Annotated in this window: 19 protein-coding genes; 4 read left to right on the top strand and 15 right to left on the bottom strand. The window is 70.8% G+C overall.

Annotation, left to right across the window (positions count from 1 at the left end; all coding sequences use genetic code 11):
• Window positions 1-14: 14 nt before the first annotated feature.
• The 4 genes from KVT44_RS33885 to KVT44_RS33900 form a co-directional block, all read right to left on the bottom strand.
• Window positions 15-1403: an amidohydrolase gene (locus KVT44_RS33885; protein WP_217571126.1), complete on the bottom strand. Its 1389-nt coding sequence runs from the start codon at window positions 1401-1403 to the stop codon at window positions 15-17.
• 34 nt (window positions 1404-1437) lie between these two features.
• Window positions 1438-3315, bottom strand: a complete 1878-nt coding sequence (locus KVT44_RS33890; protein WP_217571128.1) for an FUSC family protein — start codon at window positions 3313-3315, stop codon at window positions 1438-1440.
• Window positions 3316-3948: 633 nt separating this feature from the next.
• Window positions 3949-4680: a hypothetical protein gene (locus tag KVT44_RS33895; protein ID WP_054235966.1), complete on the bottom strand. Its 732-nt coding sequence runs from the start codon at window positions 4678-4680 to the stop codon at window positions 3949-3951.
• Window positions 4681-4721: 41 nt separating this feature from the next.
• Window positions 4722-5561, bottom strand: coding sequence for a nucleotidyltransferase domain-containing protein (locus tag KVT44_RS33900; protein ID WP_217571130.1), 840 nt, complete (start codon window positions 5559-5561; stop codon window positions 4722-4724).
• A 185-nt stretch (window positions 5562-5746) separates the two neighbouring features.
• Between KVT44_RS33900 and KVT44_RS33905 the strand changes: the two genes are divergently transcribed.
• Entirely contained in the window at window positions 5747-6175 is a 429-nt protein-coding gene (locus KVT44_RS33905; RefSeq protein ID WP_217571132.1) for a RidA family protein, read from the top strand.
• Between the two features lie 13 nt (window positions 6176-6188).
• Here KVT44_RS33905 and KVT44_RS33910 read toward each other — a convergent pair whose 3' ends face one another.
• Complete coding sequence (locus tag KVT44_RS33910) at window positions 6189-6899, bottom strand: aspartate/glutamate racemase family protein (RefSeq protein ID WP_217571134.1); 711 nt, start codon at window positions 6897-6899, stop codon at window positions 6189-6191.
• Window positions 6900-6904: 5 nt separating this feature from the next.
• A complete protein-coding gene (locus KVT44_RS33915; RefSeq protein ID WP_190170247.1) occupies window positions 6905-8380 on the bottom strand; it encodes an NCS1 family nucleobase:cation symporter-1 in 1476 nt (491 codons plus the stop codon).
• A 194-nt stretch (window positions 8381-8574) separates the two neighbouring features.
• Here KVT44_RS33915 and KVT44_RS33920 point away from each other — a divergent pair, with 194 nt between their 5' ends.
• Window positions 8575-9258 carry a GntR family transcriptional regulator gene (locus KVT44_RS33920; RefSeq protein WP_095855243.1) on the top strand — a complete coding sequence of 228 codons (684 nt, stop codon included), beginning with the start codon at window positions 8575-8577 and terminating at the stop codon, window positions 9256-9258.
• 6 nt (window positions 9259-9264) lie between these two features.
• On the opposite strand, the gene pip is transcribed toward KVT44_RS33920, so the two are convergent.
• The 3 genes from pip to KVT44_RS33935 all read right to left on the bottom strand — a co-directional run bounded on the left by pip (window position 9265) and on the right by KVT44_RS33935 (window position 12215).
• Window positions 9265-10227: a prolyl aminopeptidase gene (pip, locus tag KVT44_RS33925; protein WP_217571136.1), complete on the bottom strand. Its 963-nt coding sequence runs from the start codon at window positions 10225-10227 to the stop codon at window positions 9265-9267.
• 9 nt (window positions 10228-10236) lie between these two features.
• On the bottom strand, window positions 10237-10962 hold the full coding sequence (locus tag KVT44_RS33930; RefSeq protein ID WP_254650277.1) for a uracil-DNA glycosylase: 726 nt from the start codon (window positions 10960-10962) through the stop codon (window positions 10237-10239).
• Window positions 10963-11141: 179 nt separating this feature from the next.
• Entirely contained in the window at window positions 11142-12215 is a 1074-nt protein-coding gene (locus KVT44_RS33935; protein WP_217571234.1) for a HoxN/HupN/NixA family nickel/cobalt transporter, read from the bottom strand.
• 224 nt (window positions 12216-12439) lie between these two features.
• On the opposite strand from KVT44_RS33935, the gene KVT44_RS33940 reads away from it, so the two are divergent.
• Window positions 12440-12925 carry an RNA-binding S4 domain-containing protein gene (locus tag KVT44_RS33940; RefSeq protein ID WP_099923211.1) on the top strand — a complete coding sequence of 162 codons (486 nt, stop codon included), beginning with the start codon at window positions 12440-12442 and terminating at the stop codon, window positions 12923-12925.
• Window positions 12926-12943: 18 nt separating this feature from the next.
• On the opposite strand, the gene KVT44_RS33945 is transcribed toward KVT44_RS33940, so the two are convergent.
• Both KVT44_RS33945 and KVT44_RS33950 read right to left on the bottom strand, forming a co-directional pair.
• Window positions 12944-13429 (bottom strand): DoxX family protein, encoded by a 486-nt coding sequence (locus tag KVT44_RS33945; protein ID WP_217571140.1) that lies wholly within the window; start codon window positions 13427-13429, stop codon window positions 12944-12946.
• 90 nt (window positions 13430-13519) lie between these two features.
• Window positions 13520-14506 carry an acyltransferase domain-containing protein gene (locus KVT44_RS33950; RefSeq protein WP_217571235.1) on the bottom strand — a complete coding sequence of 329 codons (987 nt, stop codon included), beginning with the start codon at window positions 14504-14506 and terminating at the stop codon, window positions 13520-13522.
• A 124-nt stretch (window positions 14507-14630) separates the two neighbouring features.
• Between KVT44_RS33950 and KVT44_RS33955 the strand changes: the two genes are divergently transcribed.
• Complete coding sequence (locus tag KVT44_RS33955) at window positions 14631-14897, top strand: DUF6343 family protein (RefSeq protein ID WP_179436611.1); 267 nt, start codon at window positions 14631-14633, stop codon at window positions 14895-14897.
• A 38-nt stretch (window positions 14898-14935) separates the two neighbouring features.
• Here the strand turns inward: KVT44_RS33955 and KVT44_RS33960 are convergent, their stop codons facing one another.
• The 4 genes from KVT44_RS33960 to KVT44_RS33975 form a co-directional block, all read right to left on the bottom strand.
• A complete protein-coding gene (locus tag KVT44_RS33960; protein WP_054235974.1) occupies window positions 14936-15316 on the bottom strand; it encodes a tetratricopeptide repeat protein in 381 nt (126 codons plus the stop codon).
• A 50-nt stretch (window positions 15317-15366) separates the two neighbouring features.
• Window positions 15367-15975: a dephospho-CoA kinase gene (gene coaE, locus KVT44_RS33965; RefSeq protein WP_099923208.1), complete on the bottom strand. Its 609-nt coding sequence runs from the start codon at window positions 15973-15975 to the stop codon at window positions 15367-15369.
• Window positions 15976-16168: 193 nt separating this feature from the next.
• Window positions 16169-17107, bottom strand: coding sequence for a PAC2 family protein (locus KVT44_RS33970; RefSeq protein WP_099923207.1), 939 nt, complete (start codon window positions 17105-17107; stop codon window positions 16169-16171).
• Between the two features lie 147 nt (window positions 17108-17254).
• On the bottom strand, window positions 17255-18781 hold the full coding sequence (locus KVT44_RS33975) for a flavin monoamine oxidase family protein (RefSeq protein ID WP_217571236.1): 1527 nt from the start codon (window positions 18779-18781) through the stop codon (window positions 17255-17257).
• Between the last annotated feature and the right edge of the window lie 169 nt (window positions 18782-18950).

Below are 18950 nucleotides of genomic sequence, written 5' to 3' on the forward strand. Positions count from 1 at the left end.
CTAGGCAGCGTGGATCAGGTGTCGTACTCCTGAATCCGCCTCCCGTGGCTCCGGTCGACGAGCGCGGGCAACCGCTCCCCCAACTCCGCGACGGTGGCGGGCAGATCGAGTGTCAGTAGCTCGCGGTCGCGCATCAGGACACGTCCGTCGACGATCGTCGTCGTCACGTCCCCGGAGCGGGCGCTGTGGACGAGGGTGGCGGCGAGATCGTGCACGGGCTGGGTGTGCGGGCCGCTGAGGTCGACGAGGACGATGTCGGCCCGCCGCCCCGGCGCGAGGCTGCCGATCCGCTCGCCCAGGCCGACGGCCCGCGCGCTCTGGAGTGTCGCGTGGTGCAGGGCTTGACGGGACGTCAGCCATCGTGGGTCGCCTTCGGTGGATTTCTGCACGAGCGAGGTGAGCGCCATCGACTCCCACACGTCCAGGGAGTTGTTCGACGCGGCTCCGTCCGTGGCGAGTCCGACGGGGACGCCGATCTCGCGCAGGGCCCGTACCGGGGTCGGGCCCCAGGCGAACTTGAGATAGCCGCGGGGTGCGGTCGCCACGGCCACGGGTCCGCTCGCGCCCGCCAGCACCGGCAGGTCGCGGTCGACGATGCCGGTGCCGTGCGCGATGAGCAGACCGGGTTCGTTGTCGAGAAGCCCGGCGCGCTGGAGGATCTCGATGGGCGTCCGGCCGTACCGGGCCAGGCTGGTGTCGGTCTGGCCGCGGCTCTCGGCCGCGTGCAGGTGCACGGGAAGGCCGTGCTCGCGGGCGAGGGCGGCGGTGGCGGCGAGATCGGCGTCGTCCACGGTGTACGGGGCGTGCGGGGCGAGGGCGGTGGTGATACGGCCGCCCGCGCCGCCGCGCCGGCGCAGCGCGAACTCCAGAGACCTCTCGCGGCCTTCGGCGCCCTGAGAGGAGAAGAAGGCCTCGCCGAGGTGCGCGCGCAGCCCGCTCTCGCTCACCACGGCGGCGACCGCGTCCATCGAGAAGTAGTGGTCGGCGAAGCAGGTGACGCCCCCGCGGATCATCTCGGCGCAGGCGAGCCTCGCCCCCAACTCCACGTCCTTCTGCGTGAGGTTGGACTCGATGGGCCAGATGAGGTCGTTGAACCACTCTTCGGCGGGCAGGTCCTCGGCGATCCCGCGCAGGGCGACCATCGGGGTGTGCGTATGGCAGTTGATCAGGCCGGGCATCGCCACCTGGCCGTGCGCGTCGATGCGCAGGGCGGCGTCCGGAAGGCGCGCCTCGCGCGTGACCGCCTCGATGACCCCACCCCGTACGACGATCGAGGCGTCCTCGACGAACGCGATCTCCTCGTGCTCGTCGTGCACGAGCGCGGTGCATCCGGTGATGAGGAGGTCGGCGGGGCCGGCCGCGGACGAGGTGGTGGCGGACGGGGCCGGGACGGACGGCGTCATGGCGTCACCGTACGACGGGTCGGGCTCCCGGCGCTCAGCCCGCGAGCGGAACGGGGAGCGCCTGCCCCTCCCTCACCACCAGCCCTGCTCGTTCCCGCCCCTCGGCCAGCTCGTCGAGGAGTGCGGTGATGCGTTCGGTGTGCTCGGGGGTGAGCCGTCCGGTGTCGTCGAGCTGCACGGCGCACGCGGTCGTGGTGTCGACGAGGCGTTCGAGGGTGGCCGCGACCTCGTCCGTTCCCTCGGCGTGCCGGGCCAGGGCGGGGAGTTCGGCGGCGGCGAGGTCGATCGAGACGCGGGCCTCGGCGAGCGCGCGGTAGGCCTCGCGGCGCAGGGTCCAGCGGCCGGCCCGGTCGTCGGTCGTGCCGTCGTCCAGTACGTGGGCGAGGTAGACGTGCGCGGCCTCGGCGGCGTGGGTGAGGCGGGCCCGTACCCCTCCCCCGCGCTGTCCGAGCGCCGGCAGATGCCCGACGAGCAGCACGATCGCGCAGGCCAGCAGCGTTTCGCCGATCCGGCTCCAGGAGGCCCCCGGCTCCCCTCCCACCATGACGAGGGAGAGTACGAGGACGGTGACGACGGCGGTCTGTGCCGCGAAGTGCCGGGTGGCGACGGGGATCAGGGCGCCGCACAGCGCCACCAGGGCGACCAGCCCGGCGGGGCGCGGCAGCAGCGCCGCGAACCCGGCGAAGAGGACGGCGCCGAGCACGGTCCCCGCCGCCCGGCAGATCACGCGCGAGACGAGCGGCCCGAGGTCGGGCTTGACCAGGAAGACGGCGGTCGCGGGGAGCCAGTACCAGTGGGAGTGGTTGCCGTACCAGCGGGCATGGTGCAGGGCCTGCGCCACGGCCACGGCGGCGCCGAAGCCGAGGGCGACGCGCAGTCCGTACTCGCGTCCTCCGGAGCCGAGGGCCGTGCGGGCGAGGGACGCGGCGGTACGCCGCCGCGTGTGCAGCGCGTTGTCGTCGCCACCCCCGTCGAAGGCGTCCGCGGCGTGCAGGAGCGCGTCGTCCAGGGCTCGCAGGGCCGGTGCCGAGCGGCTGGGCGCGGGCAGCGGCCCGGTGTGCGTGCTGGTCCGTACGGCGACGGCGAGCCGCCGTGGCCCTTCGGCGGCCCTTGCGGGCACCGCCTCGCCCGCCCAGGCGAGCGCGGTGGCGGCTTCGGCGAGCGGGAGCGCGGCGGCGTACCGCGCGTGCAGCCGCCGCTCGGCCGCGGAACTGGCGTAGCGCCGCAACCGGGGCCCGCCGAGCGCGTCCTGGGCGTGGTCGAGCGCGGCGGTGAGGGCGACCCGGCGACCGGGCGCGTCCGGCCCCCCGACCGCTTCGAGCAGCGCGGCGACGGCGTCGTACACACCCCCGACGGCGTCTCGCTCGCCGTCGAAGCGGTAGTCGCCGGCGGTGGCCCCGGGTGTGGGCAGCGCGAGCCGCAGCACGAGCAGCCAGCCGGCCCCGCCGACGAAGAAGAGCGCACGCTGCCAGCCGGGCTCGGGCAGCGGCATCCCGGCCCCGATGGCGGCGGCGACGAGCAGCTGCGTACCCGCTCCGCTCGCGACGGGCCCGACGGCACTGACCGCTCCCGCGAGCAGCCCGAGCACGGTGAGGAGAAGGGTGAGCGTCACCGCGCCGACGTGCTGTCCCGCGTACGACCCCACGAGCAGCCCACCGGCTCCCGCGAGCGCCGGCACGCCGAGCCGCCTGACCGCGGCCCTACGGCTGCCCGGCCGGTCGTTGATCCCGGCGAGCATGGCACCCAGGGCGGCGACGACACCGACGGACGTACGCCCGCTCAGCACCGCCGCGAGCAGCAGCGGTCCGGCGGCCAGAGCGCCCCGCACGACCGCGCTCCAGGGCACGGGGCCGCGCTGTGCGCGCAGGGCGTGGGCGAGCCAGGGCGGTACGGCGGCACTGAGGCGGGACACGGGACTCCTGTCGGGCGAGGGCGGGGGCGCCTTCGGGCGACATCGGCCGGGCGGTGTACTGCCTACGGTAGATCGCGTTGCTGGAGGAAATGGAACGTATGTATTTCCGGAAGGTGACGCATCGCGAGGATGCCGCGTTCTTTATGAACGCAACTGCCGGTCGGCCGGGAATGAAGCCGGGGATGGAGCCGAGGATGGAGCCGGGGATGAAACGGAGCGGGTCCGAGGGCGTAGCCGGCCCCCGGACCCTTGTGATGCCACCCATGTCACACGCCGGCACGCTTGAGAACCCAGGTCAGTCGTTATGTCGCCGCGTCCTGCCTTTGGACCACCACGCATCGAGCTGCGCGGACTGGACTTGAACCAGCATTTCGGCGTCCCGGGGCCTGGGCCCGGTCGATCCGGCGATCGGCGGCGAATGCTGAGTCTGGAGCAAGAGTCTGAGATTGATCACGGTCTGCCTCTGCCGAGTTGGGCTACCGCGGCGCGTGGGCACTCCGTGGAGTGCCGTGTGGTGCCGCGGGGAGGATTCGAACCTCCACTGGAACCGTGCATTCACGACAAGCTTCAGGTTCAGCTTGCGCTCCTCGCGCACCCCGGCCGTGGTGCGTTGTGGCCGGGGAGTTTCAGAGGCTACCCGAACAGGTAGCCGAACACGGAGTCCCCGACGCGCTGGTCGACGACGTCCACGCCGTTCGCCTCTTCCCGGGCGAACTTGACGGCCTGCTGCAGCTTCTCGACCCGGTCGAGCAGCTCGTTCACACGCCGCGCGGGCAGGGCGCCGGAGAACTTCACGGTCGTCCAGTACCCGACGGGAATGTCCTCGTAGTACACCTCGACCTGGGCGGGATGCTTCTCGGTGGCCTCGGCCTTGACGTGGTTGCGCGGCACCTTCTTCGTACGCAGCGTCCGCACGGGCTCGGTCTTCCACGCGTCCGTCGACGGGTCCTGCACCCACGACTCGGAGGCGTCGAGAACGGGCAGCTTCCTCACGAAGGTGTTGAGATCGGTGAGCTGCTTCTCGAGGAAGAGCAGATACGACACGGGCACGTCGGCGACGAGGACCCGCCCGTCCACCTTCACATCCGCCCGGGCCGTGCAGTTCGCCCAGTCCTTGGTGGCGGTCACGTCGAACAGCCGGGTGAGCGTCCCCGCGGTCTCCCGCAACACGTCCTCGGCCTGCACCTGCACCCGCGTCGACTCGGGCGGCAGCTGCTCACCCTCCTCGTCCTTCGGCTGATAGGTCCGCGAGATACCGGCCAGCAATGCGGGCTTCTGCAACCCGTGATGAGCGGCCGTCAGGTCCTGATGGGACTTGGACTTGATGCCCTTCTCCACTGCGATGATCTGATTGAGTTTCGCCACGTCGGTGACGGTAGCAGTGGCGGCGGGGGCTTTTCGAAGGGTTATTCGACCCCGGATTCCCGCACCCGGACGCCCTCGGCGTCCAGGACCTCCTCGGCCCGGGTGACCGCCGCGTCCAAGACCACCTCCGCCCGCCCGAGCATGTGCACCAGCCCTTCGGGCTCGTTCACCCCACCGCGCAGGATCTCGTCGATCCCTCTCAACCCGGCCCGCTCCAGCAACCGCTTCTCGTTCGTCACCCACTCCCCACGCGCCGCCAGCACCGCGTGACCGGTGTGCAGGGCGGCGGTCGCCAGCGCTCCCGCGACCTCCGTGAGACGACCGGCGGGTGCGTGGTTGGCCTTGGCGTAGGCGAGGGTGGCGCGGGCGGTGCCGTGCCAGTGAGCGGAGGCGGAGATGCGGAGTTTCGCCGGGTAGGCGGCGGCTCGGGGCAGGTCGCCGCGCAGGACACGGTTGACGGCGAGCTCGGCTACGAGGAGGTAGCTGGGGATTCCGGCGAGATGGAAGAGAAGCGGCTCCACGTGAAACCGCCCCTGCTCCGCCCTCGCCAACTCCCGTTCCACCACGTCGAGATCGCGGTAGTGAACGTCGACACGACGGCCTTCGACGGTCAGCCAGGCACCGCCGTTGAACACGCCCCCGCCCCAGCCACCGATCTCCGAGACCTCGCCCTGCCAGCCGACGGCCCGCAGGTCGTCGGGGTCGAAGGCGCCCCGGTAGTAGATCGCCAGGTCCCAGTCACTGTCGGGACCGTGGGTGCCCTGCGCACGGGAGCCGCCGAGGGCGACGGCCCGGACGGCGGGGAGGGCGGCCAGGCGGTCGGTGACGTGGGCGAGGAACTTCTCGTCGTCGATGTGCGGCGACCGGGTCGGTGTGGGCATGAGGTGAGGATGCGGTCGGGTGACGGGGCTGTCGAGCCGATATCCGCCGGGAGGGCGGACCGTCCCCCTCGTGAGGGACGTGGCTTCGCTCGGGGACGAGCCGGGGCTAAATCGGATGCGACCGCCCTCCGTCCGCCCACACCATGGAAAGGTTGCCCGTCCAGTCGAGGATTCCCGGAGTTCCCGTGCCCGCTCGCGTCACCGTCCCCAGTCTCTTCCCGCCTCCCGGCTACGCTCACGCGTCGGTCGTCGAGGCGGGTGCGCGGCTCGCCTTTCTCGCCGGAGCCGTGCCGCTGGACGCGGCGGGGAAGATCGTCGGTGTGGGGGATCCCGTGCGGCAGGCCGAGCAGGTGATCGCCAATCTCGGCGAGCAACTCCGTGCGGTGGGCAGTGACTTCGCGCATGTGGTGGCGACCGATGTGTACGTCGTCAGCGGTGAGCCGAGGGTGCTGTCCGACGTGTGGGGTGTCGTCGAGGCGTCCGGGCTCAGTACGGGACCCCACTCGTCGACGCTGCTCGGCGTGGCCTGCCTCGGGTACACGGGGCAGTTGGTGGAGATCACGGCGACGGCGGTCGTCCCCGAGTCCGAGTCCGAGTCCGAGTCCGAGTCCTAGGCCACCTTCACCCTCAACCGCCGCCCCACACCCTCCGCTTCGGCAGCGGTCGCGCATAGCTGCCCACCCGGCTCGTCCTGAGGCCCAGGGAGACCAGGGACTCCGCGAGTTTGACCGCGGCGGCGACGCCGTCGACGACCGGGAGGTCCAGTTTCTCCCCGACCGCCCGTTGCAGGCCCGTCATACCGGCACAGCCGAGGACGAGGACTTCGGCGCCGGCCTCCCGGGCCCGCTCCGCCGCGGTCACGAACGCCTCCTCCGTACGCTGGACGTCGCCGAGGTCCAGGACGCCGAGGCCGGTGCCGACGACCGCGGCGCAGTTCTGGGCGACTCCGGCGGCGTACAGGCTGTCCTCGATCTGGCCGCGTGAGCGCTCCAGGGTGGTGACGACTCCGTAGCGGCGGCCGAGCAGGCAGGCGAGGTGGGCGGCTGCCTCGGTGATGTCGACGACGGGCACGTCCACGAGTTCGCGCGCGCCCTCGCGTCCGTGTTCGCCGAAGCCCGCCATGACCACGGCGTCGCAGGGACCCTCGTATGTGCGCAGGGTGTCGAGGACGGCCGCGGCGGAGAGGTAGCTGTCGAGCCAGCCCTCGGCGGACTCGGGTCCCCAGGCGGGGGTGAGGCCGGTCAGGGTGGTGCCCGGGCCTGCGGCGGCCCGGGCACCTCGCACGATCTCCTCGGTCATCTCCTGCGTGGTGTTGCAGTTGGTGACGACGATGTGCACGCCGCTCAGACCTCCACGGGCTCGGTGACGGTGGTCTCGTCGGCGGCGCGTTCGGTGCGGCAGAGGGTCATGTACAGGCCTGCGGCCAGCGCGGTTCCGATGAACCAGGAGTACGGGGCCACGTCGCTGAAGGCCTTCACCAGGGCCAGTACCGCGGCGACCGCCGCCGAGGGCAGGAACGCCCACAGGGCCTTGGGGTTGACGCCCTTGCGGTAGTAGTACGGCGATCCGGGACGGGCGTCGAAGAGCTGGTCGACGTCGATCCTGCCGCGCTTCACCCAGTAGTAGTCGATCATGATGACGCCGAACAGCGGGCCCAGGAAGGCGCCGAGGCCGCCGAGGAAGTAGTTGACGACCGTGGGGTTGGAGAAGAGGTTCCAGGGTGTCACGACCAGTGCGGCGACCGTGCTGATCATGCCGCCGATCCTGAAGGTGATCTTCTGCGGCCAGACGTTCGCCAGGTCGTACGCGGGTGACACGAAGTTGGCGACGATGTTGACGCCCATGGTGGCGATGGCGAAGGTCAGGGCGCCGAGGACCAGGACCCAGGTGTTGCCGACCTTGGCGACCAGCAGCGCGGGGTCGGTGATGGCCTCGCCGAACGCCTCGATGGAACCGGCCGTGACGATGACGGACACGATGACGAAGGCCGTGGAGTTGATCGGCAGGCCCCAGAAGTTGCCGCGCCTGACCGTCTTGTAGCTGGGGGCGAAGCGCGAGAAGTCGCAGAAGTTGAGCATCAGCGTGCCGTAGGTGGCCAGGATCAGGCCGACCGCGCCGAACCACTGGCGCCACTGTTCGCCCACCGAGACCGGGTGCGGGGTCGAGGTGAGCGAGATGCTCCAGCCGGCCTTGGCGAGGACCCAGACGGCCAGCGCGATCATGACGAGCCAGATGGCCGGGCCGCAGAAGTCCTGGAACTTGCGGACCGACTCCATGCCCTGGCTGATGATCATCGCCTGGATCAGCCAGAGGGAGACGAAGGACGTCCAGCCGAGCGCGTCCAGGCCGAGGAAGGAGTGGTGGGTCCACGACTCCAGGCCGGGCCAGGCGGCGAGCAACATCACGTTCACGGCGACGGAGGCCAGGTAGGTCTGGATCCCGTACCACATGATGGCGATGACGGCCCTGATCAGCGCCGGGATGTTGGCGCCCCAGACGCCGAAGCTGATGCGGCTGACGACGGGGAAGGGCACGCCGGTGCGCTGGCCGATGCGGCCCATCAGGTTCATGCCGGCGTAGATGATCACGAAGCCGACGAGCAGCGAGGTGAAGATCTGCCAGACGTTCATGCCGAGGACCAGCAGGCCGGCGGCGAAGGTGTAGTTGCCGAGGTTGTGGACGTCGGACATCCACATGGCGAAGAGGTCGAAGACCTTCCAGTTGCGCTTCTCCGCGGGTGCGAGGTCTTCGTTGGTGAGCCGGGGGTCGGGGACGAACGCTGGGGTGCCGGTGACTTCGGCACGGTCGGCGAGGGACACGGGGCCTCCATGGGCGAGGGGACGGAGGACGGCGGTTCGCGTGGGGGGCGGCGGCTGTGGCGCGTGCGAGACGGCCCTGCGGAGCGTGTTTGGTATACCAAACTGCCGTCATGGTCTCGCCGTCAAGCGTTCTGACCGATGTCCGAGCGGTTACGGCTCCGTAAAACACCCCCGGAGTCGGCGAAGATGGCCCCATGACGAAGATCGAACCCCTGGGCGCGGAACGGGAACCCCTGGGCGCGGTCCGTGAACGCGTCCTGGCCGCGCTGCGGCAGGAGATCATCGCGGGGCGGCTGCGCCCCGGGGACCGTCTCGTCGAGCGCGAGCTGGCGGAGCGGTTCGGAGTCTCACGGGTTCCCGTGCGCGAGGCGATCCGCGCGCTCGTGGCGGAGGGGTTCGTGCACTTCGAGACACCGCGCCGCACGGTCGTACGCCGGCTCACCCCGACGGACGTGGCCGAACTCTTCGAGCTGCGCGAGGCGCTGGAGGTCTACGCGGCCGGGCTCGCGGCGGCACGGGCGACACCGCGGGACCTCGCTGAGCTGGCGGACCTGCTGGACCGTGCGGCGACGGCGACCCGCGCCGACGACGCGGAGGCGATCACCGACATCAACACCCGCTTCCACGACCGCATCCTCGCCATGGCGGGCAACAGCCTGCTGATCTCCGTCATGGAGCCGGTCGACGGCCGCCTGCGCTGGCTCACCCGCCAGAACGAGGAGTGGCCCCAACTCCTCACCGAACACCACGAGTTGTACGAGTCCATCGCCTCCGGCGACCCGGAGCGCGCCCGCGCGCACGCCCTCGCCCACGTCCAGGCCAACTACCGGTCGACTGTGCGGCACCTCTTCGGCGAAACAGAGGCTCCCCGAGCCTGAAGTCGGCTAGCGCAGTGCGTACTTGTCCGTCGCCGCCACCAACGCGTCCACCACACCCCTCGCCCCCATGGTGTGCCCCACGTCGTCCACGACGATCAACTCGCTGTCGGGCCAGCCGTGGTGGAGCCGCCACACCGTGCCCAGCAGGTTCCCGAAGTCGAGACTGCCCTGGACGAGGGTGCCGGGGATGCCCTTCAGCAGGGGCACGTCGCGGAGCACGACGCCTTCGTCGTTGCCTTCCCCCAGGAAGTGGTCGTTGCCGAAGTAGTGGGTGACGGTCCGCGCGAAAGCCATGCGGAACTCCGGGTCCTCATAGCGCTTCTCGGACCGCGGCGGCGCGGGAACGATCGCCGTCTCCCAGTCGGTCCAGGCCCGCGCCGCCCGTGCCCGCACCTCGGGGTCGGGCGATTCGAGCAGCCTGCTGTACGCGGCCGCGAGGTTCCCGTCCCGCTCCCCCTCGGGCAGTTCGGCGAGGAACCGTTCGAAGGCCTCGGGGAAGAACCGTCCAAGTCCCCTGGTCAGCAGGGCCACTTCGGCGTTCGCGCCGGTGCCCACCGCGGTCAGCACCAGTTCGGAGACGACGTCCGGGTGCGTCTGCGCGTACCGCAGCCCCAGCACCGACCCCCACGACACGCCCCACACCAGCCACCGCCGGATACCCAAGTGCTGTCGCAGCAGCTCCAGGTCGCTGATCACATGCGCGGTCGTGTTGACGGCCATGTCCGTCCCGTACGCGGCGGCGTGCGGCGTGGAGCGTCCGCAGCCGCGCTGGTCGAGCAGCACGATCCGGTACTTGGCGGGGTCGCAGTAGCGCCGGAACCAAGGACCGCAGCCGGACCCCGGACCGCCGTGCAGCATGACGGCGGGCTTGCCGTCGGGGTTTCCGCAGACCTCCCAGTAGACGCGGTTGCCGTCGCCGACGTCGAGCATGCCGTGGTCGTACGGTTCGATCTCCGGATACAGGCCCATCGGGTGAGGTTAACCGTCGTACGGTCGCGTCGTCAGCCCCGCCGCCCCGGCCGCCGTACGCAGCACCTCCCGCAGCATGGCGGGCGTCAGCCGTCCGGTGAACGTGTTCCGCTGGCTGACGTGGAAGCACCCGAACAGCTCGACGGACGCCACCGGCCCGTCCGCCGCCCCCAGGGAAACCCTCGCCCCGTGCGCGAACACCGGCCTGGGCCGGGGCACCGTCCATCCCGCCGCGGCGAAGGCGGGCAGCGCGGCCTGCCAGCCGAAGGCTCCCAGCACGACCACCGACCGGAGCGTGGGCCGCAGCAGCTCCAACTCCCGTACGAGCCAGGGGCGGCAGGTGTCCCGTTCGCCGGGTGTCGGCTTGTTGGCGGGCGGCGCGCAGTGCACGGGCGAGGTGACGCGTACGCCGTACAGCTCCAGTCCGTCGTCCGCGCTCACCGAGGTCCCGCGCGAGGCGAGCCCCACGTCGTGCAGCGCCGCGTACAGCACGTCCCCGGAGCGGTCCCCCGTGAACATCCGTCCGGTCCGGTTCCCGCCGTGGGCGGCGGGTGCGAGCCCGACGATGAGCAACGAGGCGTCGGCCGGTCCGTAGCCGGGAACGGGGCGGCCCCAGTACGTCTGGTCGGCGAAGGCGGCACGTCTGGTGCGGGCGACCTCCTCGCGCCACGCGACCAGCCGCGGACACGCTCGGCACCCGGCGATCCGGGCGTCCAGATCGGTCAGTGCGTCCAGGTCGTCCAGATCGGTCAGTGCGTCCAGATCACCCACCGGGTCCAGGCCGTCCAGGTCGCCGACGATGCCGGGATCGCTCCTGTCGGCCGGGCTGCTGTCCATGCCCCCACCGTACGACCGGGCGCCCCGCCCCTCCCCCACCCGGCCCCGGTGGGTCAGTCGGTGGGTCAGTCGGTGGGTCAGTCGGTGGGCTGTTCGGCGGGGCGCAGCCCGGCGGTCCACTTCTCCTCGATCCGGCCGAACTTCCACACCGCCATGGCGACGAGCCAGGTCACGAAGAACAGTCCGACGATGACGAAGCCGAGCACGTTCAGGTCCAGACCCGCGACCCAGTCCCAGAAGACTCCGTGCAGAGCGAGCTTCTCGGCGAGCAGCCCCAGTAGTTCCACGGTGCCGATGATCAGGGCGACGGCGACGGACAGACCCGTGATGGTGAGGTTGTAGAAGACCTTGCGGACCGGCTTGGAGAACGCCCAGCCGTAGGCGAAGTTCATGAAGGACCCGTCGATGGTGTCCAGCAGCGACATGCCCGCGGCGAACAGCACCGGCAGACACAGGATCGCGTACCAGGGCAGGCCGGAGGCGGCGCCGGAACCGGCGAGGACCAGCAGGGCGATCTCCGTGGCGGTGTCGAAACCGAGGCCGAAGAGCATGCCGAGCGGGTACATCTGCCACGGCTTGCTGATCGACTTCATCAGCCGGCCCAGGAGGCGGTTCATCAGCCCGCGGTTGTTGAGCTGCTCCTCCAGCGCCGCCTCGTCGAAGTGCCCGGTGCGCATCTGGCGGAACACCTTCCAGATCCCGACGAGGATGAAGAGGTTGATCCCGGCGATGAGGTAGAGGAAGACCCCGGAGACGGTCGTACCGATCATGCCGGTGACGCTGTGCAGCTGGGAGTTGTCGTCCCGGACGGGTCCGGCCAGCGCCTTGACGCCCAGCGACAGCAGGAGGGCCAGCGCGAAGACGATGCTGGAGTGCCCGAGCGAGAACCAGAAGCCGACGGAGAGCGGGCGCTTGCCCTCGCCCATCAGCTTGCGGGTGGTGTTGTCGATGGCGGCGATGTGGTCGGCGTCGAAGGCGTGCCGCATACCGAGGGTGTAGGCGGTGACACCGATCCCGATGCCGAAGCTCTTGGTGCCGATGCTGTAGTGCTCCGGCGCCACGATCACCACCAGGATGAACCAGCCGATGACGTGCAGCGCGAGGACGAAGGCCGCCATGCCGCCGAGCCGGGCCCACTCCCTGCGGGTCATCGAGGCGAGGATCCGCTGCCGACGCGAACCCGCCGGGGCGACGGGCTGCGGGGAGGTGGGAGCGGGGACGGTGACCATACGTGCCTGTCCTTACTTCCTATTGCGAGCTTCACGGTGTCGGCGCAAGCGCCGAAGCCACTCTCTGGCACAGTTGTCGCAGCTGCAACCAACTCGCAGTAAAGCCATCGGGGCATGCCGGGCCAGGACTCTTCTAGAGTCGAGGCATGGCTTCTGAGGGTGCGGACGTCGAGCGGAACGACGAGAAGGTCGACGAGAACGTCGACGAGGAGAAGGCGGTGGCCGCCGCCGAGGCCGCCCGTCCGGCGGGCGGCGAGAGCGTCCGGGTCGACAGCTGGATCTGGTCCGTACGTCTGGTCAAGACCCGCTCGGCGGGTGCGACCGCGTGCCGGGGCGGACACGTCCGGGTGAACGGAGAACGCGTCAAGCCCGCGTACGCCGTGCGCGTCGGCGACGAGGTGCGCCTGCGGCAGGGGATCCGGGAACGGGTCGTCGTCGTGAAACGGGTGATCCGCAAGCGGGTCGGCGCGCCCGTCGCCGCCGAGTGCTACGTCGACAACAGCCCGCCGCCCCCGCCGCGCGAGGCGATCGCCCCGGCCGGCGTCCGCGACCGCGGAGCGGGCCGCCCGACCAAGCGCGACCGCCGCGAGATGGAACGCCTCCGGGGCCTCGGCGGCCCCGACTCGCCCTGACCCGAGGGCGTCGCCGTGTCATGCCCGTCGCCGCACCCACCGCACCAGCTCGGTGGTGTGGCCCCTCCTGGCCCACGCGATCAGCGCGAGCGGCAGGATCAGGATGAGCGGGGTCGCCACGTACGGCCCGTGGATGACGGTGACGTTCACGATGAAGGCGCCCACCATCAGCGCGCTGAGCGCCACCGCCGCCACCGAGGACAGCAGCGGGACCAGCAGGGCGAGGCCTCCGGCGAGTTCGAGCGTGCCGATGAGGTACATCCCCGTGCTGCCCCAGCCGAGCTTGTCGAACGCCTCGGCGGCCGACGGGTGCGCGATCAGCTTGGGCAGCGCGCTCGCGAACGCGTAGAAGAGACCGAGCACGATCTGCAGCGCGCCCAGGGAGATCCGGGCACCGCGGCCGCGGGACTTCAGCGAAGAGGCAGAGGTGGGAGAGGAAGAGGTGGAGGACGTGGAGGTGGAGGTGGAGGCGAGCGTGGTGACGGGGACGCTGGTCTCGGACATGAGGGTCTCCTGTGCGAAGCGGTACGCGTTGCTGTCGCAGGGGTAGACCGGGGGCGCGTCCGGAACTCATCGCCGTGGACCGGAAACGGGCTACAGCGCGAACCAGCCGTGCCCGACGTACCAGTGCCCGCCCCCGCGCAGATGGTCCCCCACCGCACGCTCCACCGCGCTCCGGCGCGGCAGCGCGCGCGTGGGCAGCTCCGGATCGCCGAAGACGAAGCCGACCGGCACCCCGTCGTCCGGGGTCGTCTCCTGGTACGCGATCCGGAAGCGTTCCTGGAAGCGGATGATGTTCGAGTCCGCCGGGAGATACCGCCCGAGCTGTGGATCGAGCAGCCAGGAGTGGCACACGGCGACTTCATGGCGCTCGTCGGGATAGTGCCGGGCGAAGAACTCCCGGGCCAGCGCGAGCGACCGCTCGCAGGCGGCGGGTGACAGCGGCCCGTGGAAGTCGGGTATGTGCAGGCTCAGACACGCGTCGCCGGGGCCGGCGTCGAGGCCCGCCGCCGCGACGGCCCGCCCCGTGCGCCGGCCGAGGCGCGAACGCTGGAACTGCAGCCGGCCCAGCTGGAACAGCTCACCGTGGAAGTGCAGGGCGATCCACCAGGGGAACAGCAGCCCCGGCGTCCCGAGCCGTCTGTGGTGCACGGACACATGCCGGCCGAGGTCGGCCAGGGTGCGCCGGGACACGTCGTCGGGGATGCCGAGCTCTCGGTGGTGGGCCCGGACGTACGGGAGCGCCGCGATGAAGACATACAGGTGGAAGCAGCGCCCGAGCGACCCCGCCGACTCGGGGAACGCGGGCGGCTCCCACCCCTTCCCGATCTCCCCCATGTCCCGTACGAAGCGGCCGACACACCGGGCGAGGAGCGTCATCGCCTCCGGATCGGCCGCCAGCCGGCCGCGCAGCGCGACGAGTTCGTTGATGTGCTCGTGGGCCACGGTCAGGTCGAGCAGGAGGTCCGGCAGCTCGTCCGCGTCCGGGAGCACCGCCTCCAGCCGGGGAGCGCCCTCGCTCTCCAGGTCCCTCAGCCACTCGGCGAGTCTCGCGTCCGCCCGCAGCGCCTCCAGCAGCACCCGCGCCTCCCGTCGGTCCGGCCGCCGCTCGCTCTCCGCGGCCCCTTGGTCAACGTGCACGACGAAGAGTACGTTTCCAGTAGGAGCGATGGTCACGGATCAGCGTCACGGAGTAGTGATCCGTATGCGTACAGGCAGTGAACCGACGACGGCGCGCAGCGCCCTGCGCATGCGCTTTTGGCTGAGTGTCTGGGGCCTGGTCTGGACGATCTTCGGTACGGCCGCGTTCGCGCTGGTCGGACGCCCCGGCTGGGCGGCCGCGTGCGGGGTGCTGTGGCTGATCGTCACCGCCGACATGACCATGATCCTGCGCCACATCCATCAGGGGCCGCACTACCAGCCGGGCCGCGACATCCCGCCGTACCGGCCTCCGGAGCACCGTCACCCGTAGCGGATCGGCGACGGCCACGACGAGTCACGACTTAGGACCTACGAGTCGAAGCGCGCCGCTTCCAGGTACTGGGGCTTCGGGTCGAGCGCCGCCGCCAGCCGGAAGTGCCGCTTCGCCTGGTCGGGGCGGAGCTGGCGCTCATAGGTGCGGGCGAGCGCGAAGTGCGCGAACGCGTTGTCCGGCTCGCGCTCCAGGACGATCGTGAACTCCAGCTCGGCGGGCCGCAGTTGCGCGGCGGCGAAGAAGGCACGCGCGCGCAGCAGTCGGGCGGCGGTGTTCTCCGGGTGCGCGGCGATCACTGGATCGAGCAGCTTCACCGCGCCCCGTGGGTCCCGCGCGGCGAGCAGTTGCTCGGCGGCACGGAAGTCGATGACATGCGTCTCCGGAGTACGTCCGGTCGATCCGCTGGTCTCGGGCACGGCAGAGTCCTTCCCTCACTGAACGGGTTCAACGCCCCCGTCCAGGGCGGCTATTCCTTGCGGGCTTGCGCCCGGCGGACGAGATCCGCCCAAACCTCCCGTACGCGCCCCTCCAGCTCCTCCAGGGGGACGTCGTTGTCGATGACGACGTCCGCGATCCCCAGCCGCTTCTCGCGGGTGGCCTGGGCGGCCATGCGGGCGCGGGCGTCCGCCTCGGTCATGCCGCGCAGCCGCACGAGACGGTCGAGCTGGGTCTCGGGGCTGGCGTCGACGACGACCACGAGGTCGTACAACGGCCTGAGGGCGTTCTCGGCGAGCAGCGGGACGTCGTGGATCACGACGGCGTCCTGGGCCGCGGCACTTTCCAGCTCGCGGGAGCGGGCACCCACCAGGGGGTGCACGATCGAGTTCAGGACGGCGAGCTTCTCCGGGTCGGCGAAGACGATCGAGCCCAGCTTGGGGCGGTCCAGACCACCGTCGGGTGCGAGCACGTCCTGCCCGAAGGCGTCGACGACGGCCGCGAGCCCGGGGGTTCCGGGTGCGACGACCTCCCGCGCGATCAGATCCGCGTCGATCAGCACCGCGCCGAGCCGTACGAGCAGCCTCGACACCTCGCTCTTGCCGGCGCCGATACCGCCGGTCAGGCCAACCTTCAGCATGACCGAGAGCTTAGAGCCTGCCGGTGACGAGCCCCCCACGGCCCCCAAAGGGGCCTGCGCGTAAGCACGATGGGGCCTGTGCGTAAGCACGAAGGGGCCTGTGCGTAGGCACGAAGGGGCCTGTGCGTAGGCACGAAGGGGCCTACCTGCACCCTCGCCCTACGGTCTCGCCCCGCTACGGCGTCGCCCCGCCCTACGCGTCACCCTCGCGCTCCGCCAGGAAGCGCTCGAACTCCAGCCCGATCTCGTCCGCCGACGGGATGTCCACCGGTTCCGCGAGCATGTTGCCCCGCGTCTCGGCGCCCGCGGCGGCGTCGTACTGGTGCTCGAGGCCTTGGACGAGGGCCACGAGCTCCTCGTCGCCCTCCTGGATCTGCCGGTCGATCTCCGTCTGGGTGCGGTGCGCCTCGGTGCGCAGGGAGTGCGCTATGGCGGGGAGCACCAGGCCCGTGGCGCCCGTGATGCCCTCCAGGACGGTCAGCGCCGCGTCCGGGTACGGGGAGCGGGCGATGTAGTGCGGGACGTGCGCGGCGACGCCCAGGACGTCGTGTCCGGCCTCCATGAGGCGGTACTCGACGAGGGATTCGGCGCTGCCGGGGACCTGCGCCTCGTCGAAGGGGCTGCGGTGGCCCGGCACCAGGTCGGTGCGGTTGCCGTGCGGGGTGAGGCCCACGGGGCGGGTGTGCGGGACGCCCATGGGAATGCCGTGGAAGTTCACGGACAGCCGGACGCCGAGCCGCTCCACGATCTGCTGGACGGCGGCGGCGAAGCGCTCCCACTCGACATCAGGCTCGGGTCCCGACAGCAGCAGGAAGGGCGCGCCCGTGGCGTCCTGGACGAGCCGCACGTCGAGCGTGGGCTCCTCGTAGTCGGTCCAGCGGTCGCGCTTGAACGTCAGCAGCGGGCGGCGCGCCCGGTAGTCCACGAGCCGGTCGTGGTCGAAACGGGCCACGACCTGGTGGGGCAGCGAGTCGAGCAGACGGTCGACGATCTGGTCGCCCGTTTCACCCGCGTCGATGTATCCGTCGAAGTGGTAGAGCATGACCAGACCGGCCGACTCCTGGGCGAGTGCCATGTCCACCACGGCCAGGCCCTTCGGCTCCCATGCGTACAAACCCTGCGGATCAAGCACTGTGACCGCTCCTCCTCGTGTTCGTACTTCACAACGTGGTGAGGATCGCGAGCATTCCCCGGACCGCTCCTTTTACGGCTCGGTTCGCCTCCGGGGCGCACAGGCGCGCCCCTTCGGCTCACCCGCCGGGTTCGTCGCCCCGCCTGCCTACGCCGACAGCACGCGTGTGTGCAGCGCGCTGACCGCCTTGCGGGCGGAGGTGAACGCGCCGTGCTGCCAGGCGTCGGTGTAGCTGAGCCAGTCGCCCGCGAAGTAGACGCGTCCCGTGGGCTCGTTCAGCGGTTTGTAGCGGATGTCGTCGGGGCCGCCGGGGGTGTTGTGCCAGGCGGCCTCCAGATGCGGTGTCTGGCGCCAGTGGTGCGAGAAGGAGGACGCGAGTTCGGTGCGGTACTTCTCGCCGTAGATCTTCACCCCGGCCGCCACGGCGCGCTTCTCGCGCTCCTTGGGGGTGAGCTCGGCGTACGAGTCGGCGTCGCCGTCGTAGTTGTAGTAGCCGATCATCACGCCGCGCGCGCCGTGGAAGCCGTACGAGGGGTGCCAGATGTGTGTGACGTCCTGGTCGGTCTCGGTGATACCGCCGTAGATGTGGTGATCGAGCTCCCACCAGCGGGAACGGTACTCGAGCCCGATCTTCGCCGCCGACGAGGGAGTGATCGCCTCCAGGGCGCTCTGCACACCGGAGCCGAGGTTGTGCGGGATCCTGGCGAGGATGTTGGGCGGGAGGGCGCCGACGCAGTAGTCGGCGTCGATCACCTTCGTACGGCCTGACTGGGTGTAAGTGACCGAAACGCCGCTCCCCTTGTCGGTGATTTTGGAGACCGCGGCCCCGGTACGGATGCGGTGCTCGCCTATCGCCCTGGTGAGCGCGCGCGGTATCTGATCCATGCCGCCCACCGGCTGGAACATCAGCATCGCCTGGTCGAAGCCGAACTCGAAGGAGAAGTAGCGGCCGACACCGGACGCGAGGACGTCGGAGGCCGACGGGACGTCGCCGAGGAGCACTCCGGAGGTACCCGCGGCGGCCGGGACGGTCGTGTATCCGCGGCGCTCGCCGCCCTCGTACGTCAGCTTGTCGCCCAGTTCGCCCCAGTCCTTGAGGAACTCGACGAGCCTCTCCTGGTCGGTGGCGGTCAGCTCCTTGTCCAGGGCTCCCTTGTCGGTGGCCTTGGCGAGCAACTCGGAGACGTAGCCGTACACGTCGGCCTTCGCGGTGCGGTACCGCACGGGCTTCTTCATCCCGGCGGACTCGTTGAAGAGGTACGCGTCCGCGTTGACGTTGGTGAACACCTCGATGGGGACGCCGAGTTCGCGGCAGTAGTCGAGGGTGATCATCCACTGGGGGATGCGGGCGGGGCCGCAGTTCATGTACTGGCCGTCGCTGAAGCGGGCCGTCTGCGTGTTGCCGTGGAGGTCGGTGGTGGTGTCGCCGCCGCGGACCGTGAAGTTGCGGCCGCCGGTGCGGCCTCTGGCCTCCAGGACCGTACAGTCGTAACCCGCCTTGCCGAGTTCGTACGCGGAGGCCAGGCCGGCGATGCCGCCGCCGACTATGACCACCTTGGCGGCGCCGCGGCCGGTGAGGGTGAAGTCGCCCGGCCGCGGGGCGCGGAAGGGCTGTTCGCGCTGGGCGGCTTCGGCCGTGGGCGCGAGGCCGAGGGCACCCATGGTGGCGAGCATGGTGCCCGCGCCGCCCGTGAGTCCCACGTTGCGCAGGAAGGAACGCCGACTCGTGCCAGGACCGCTCTGAGGTTGTGCCATGACGGGGGCTCCCCTTTCGATCTTGAACGACCGGGGAAGCCTCCCAAGGGCGGGTTACGGCCCGTCAGTTACTCGTGTATCCCGCACG

This window comes from Streptomyces sp. GbtcB7, from assembly GCF_019091445.1.
GTDB classification, from domain to species: domain Bacteria; phylum Actinomycetota; class Actinomycetes; order Streptomycetales; family Streptomycetaceae; genus Streptomyces; species Streptomyces mirabilis.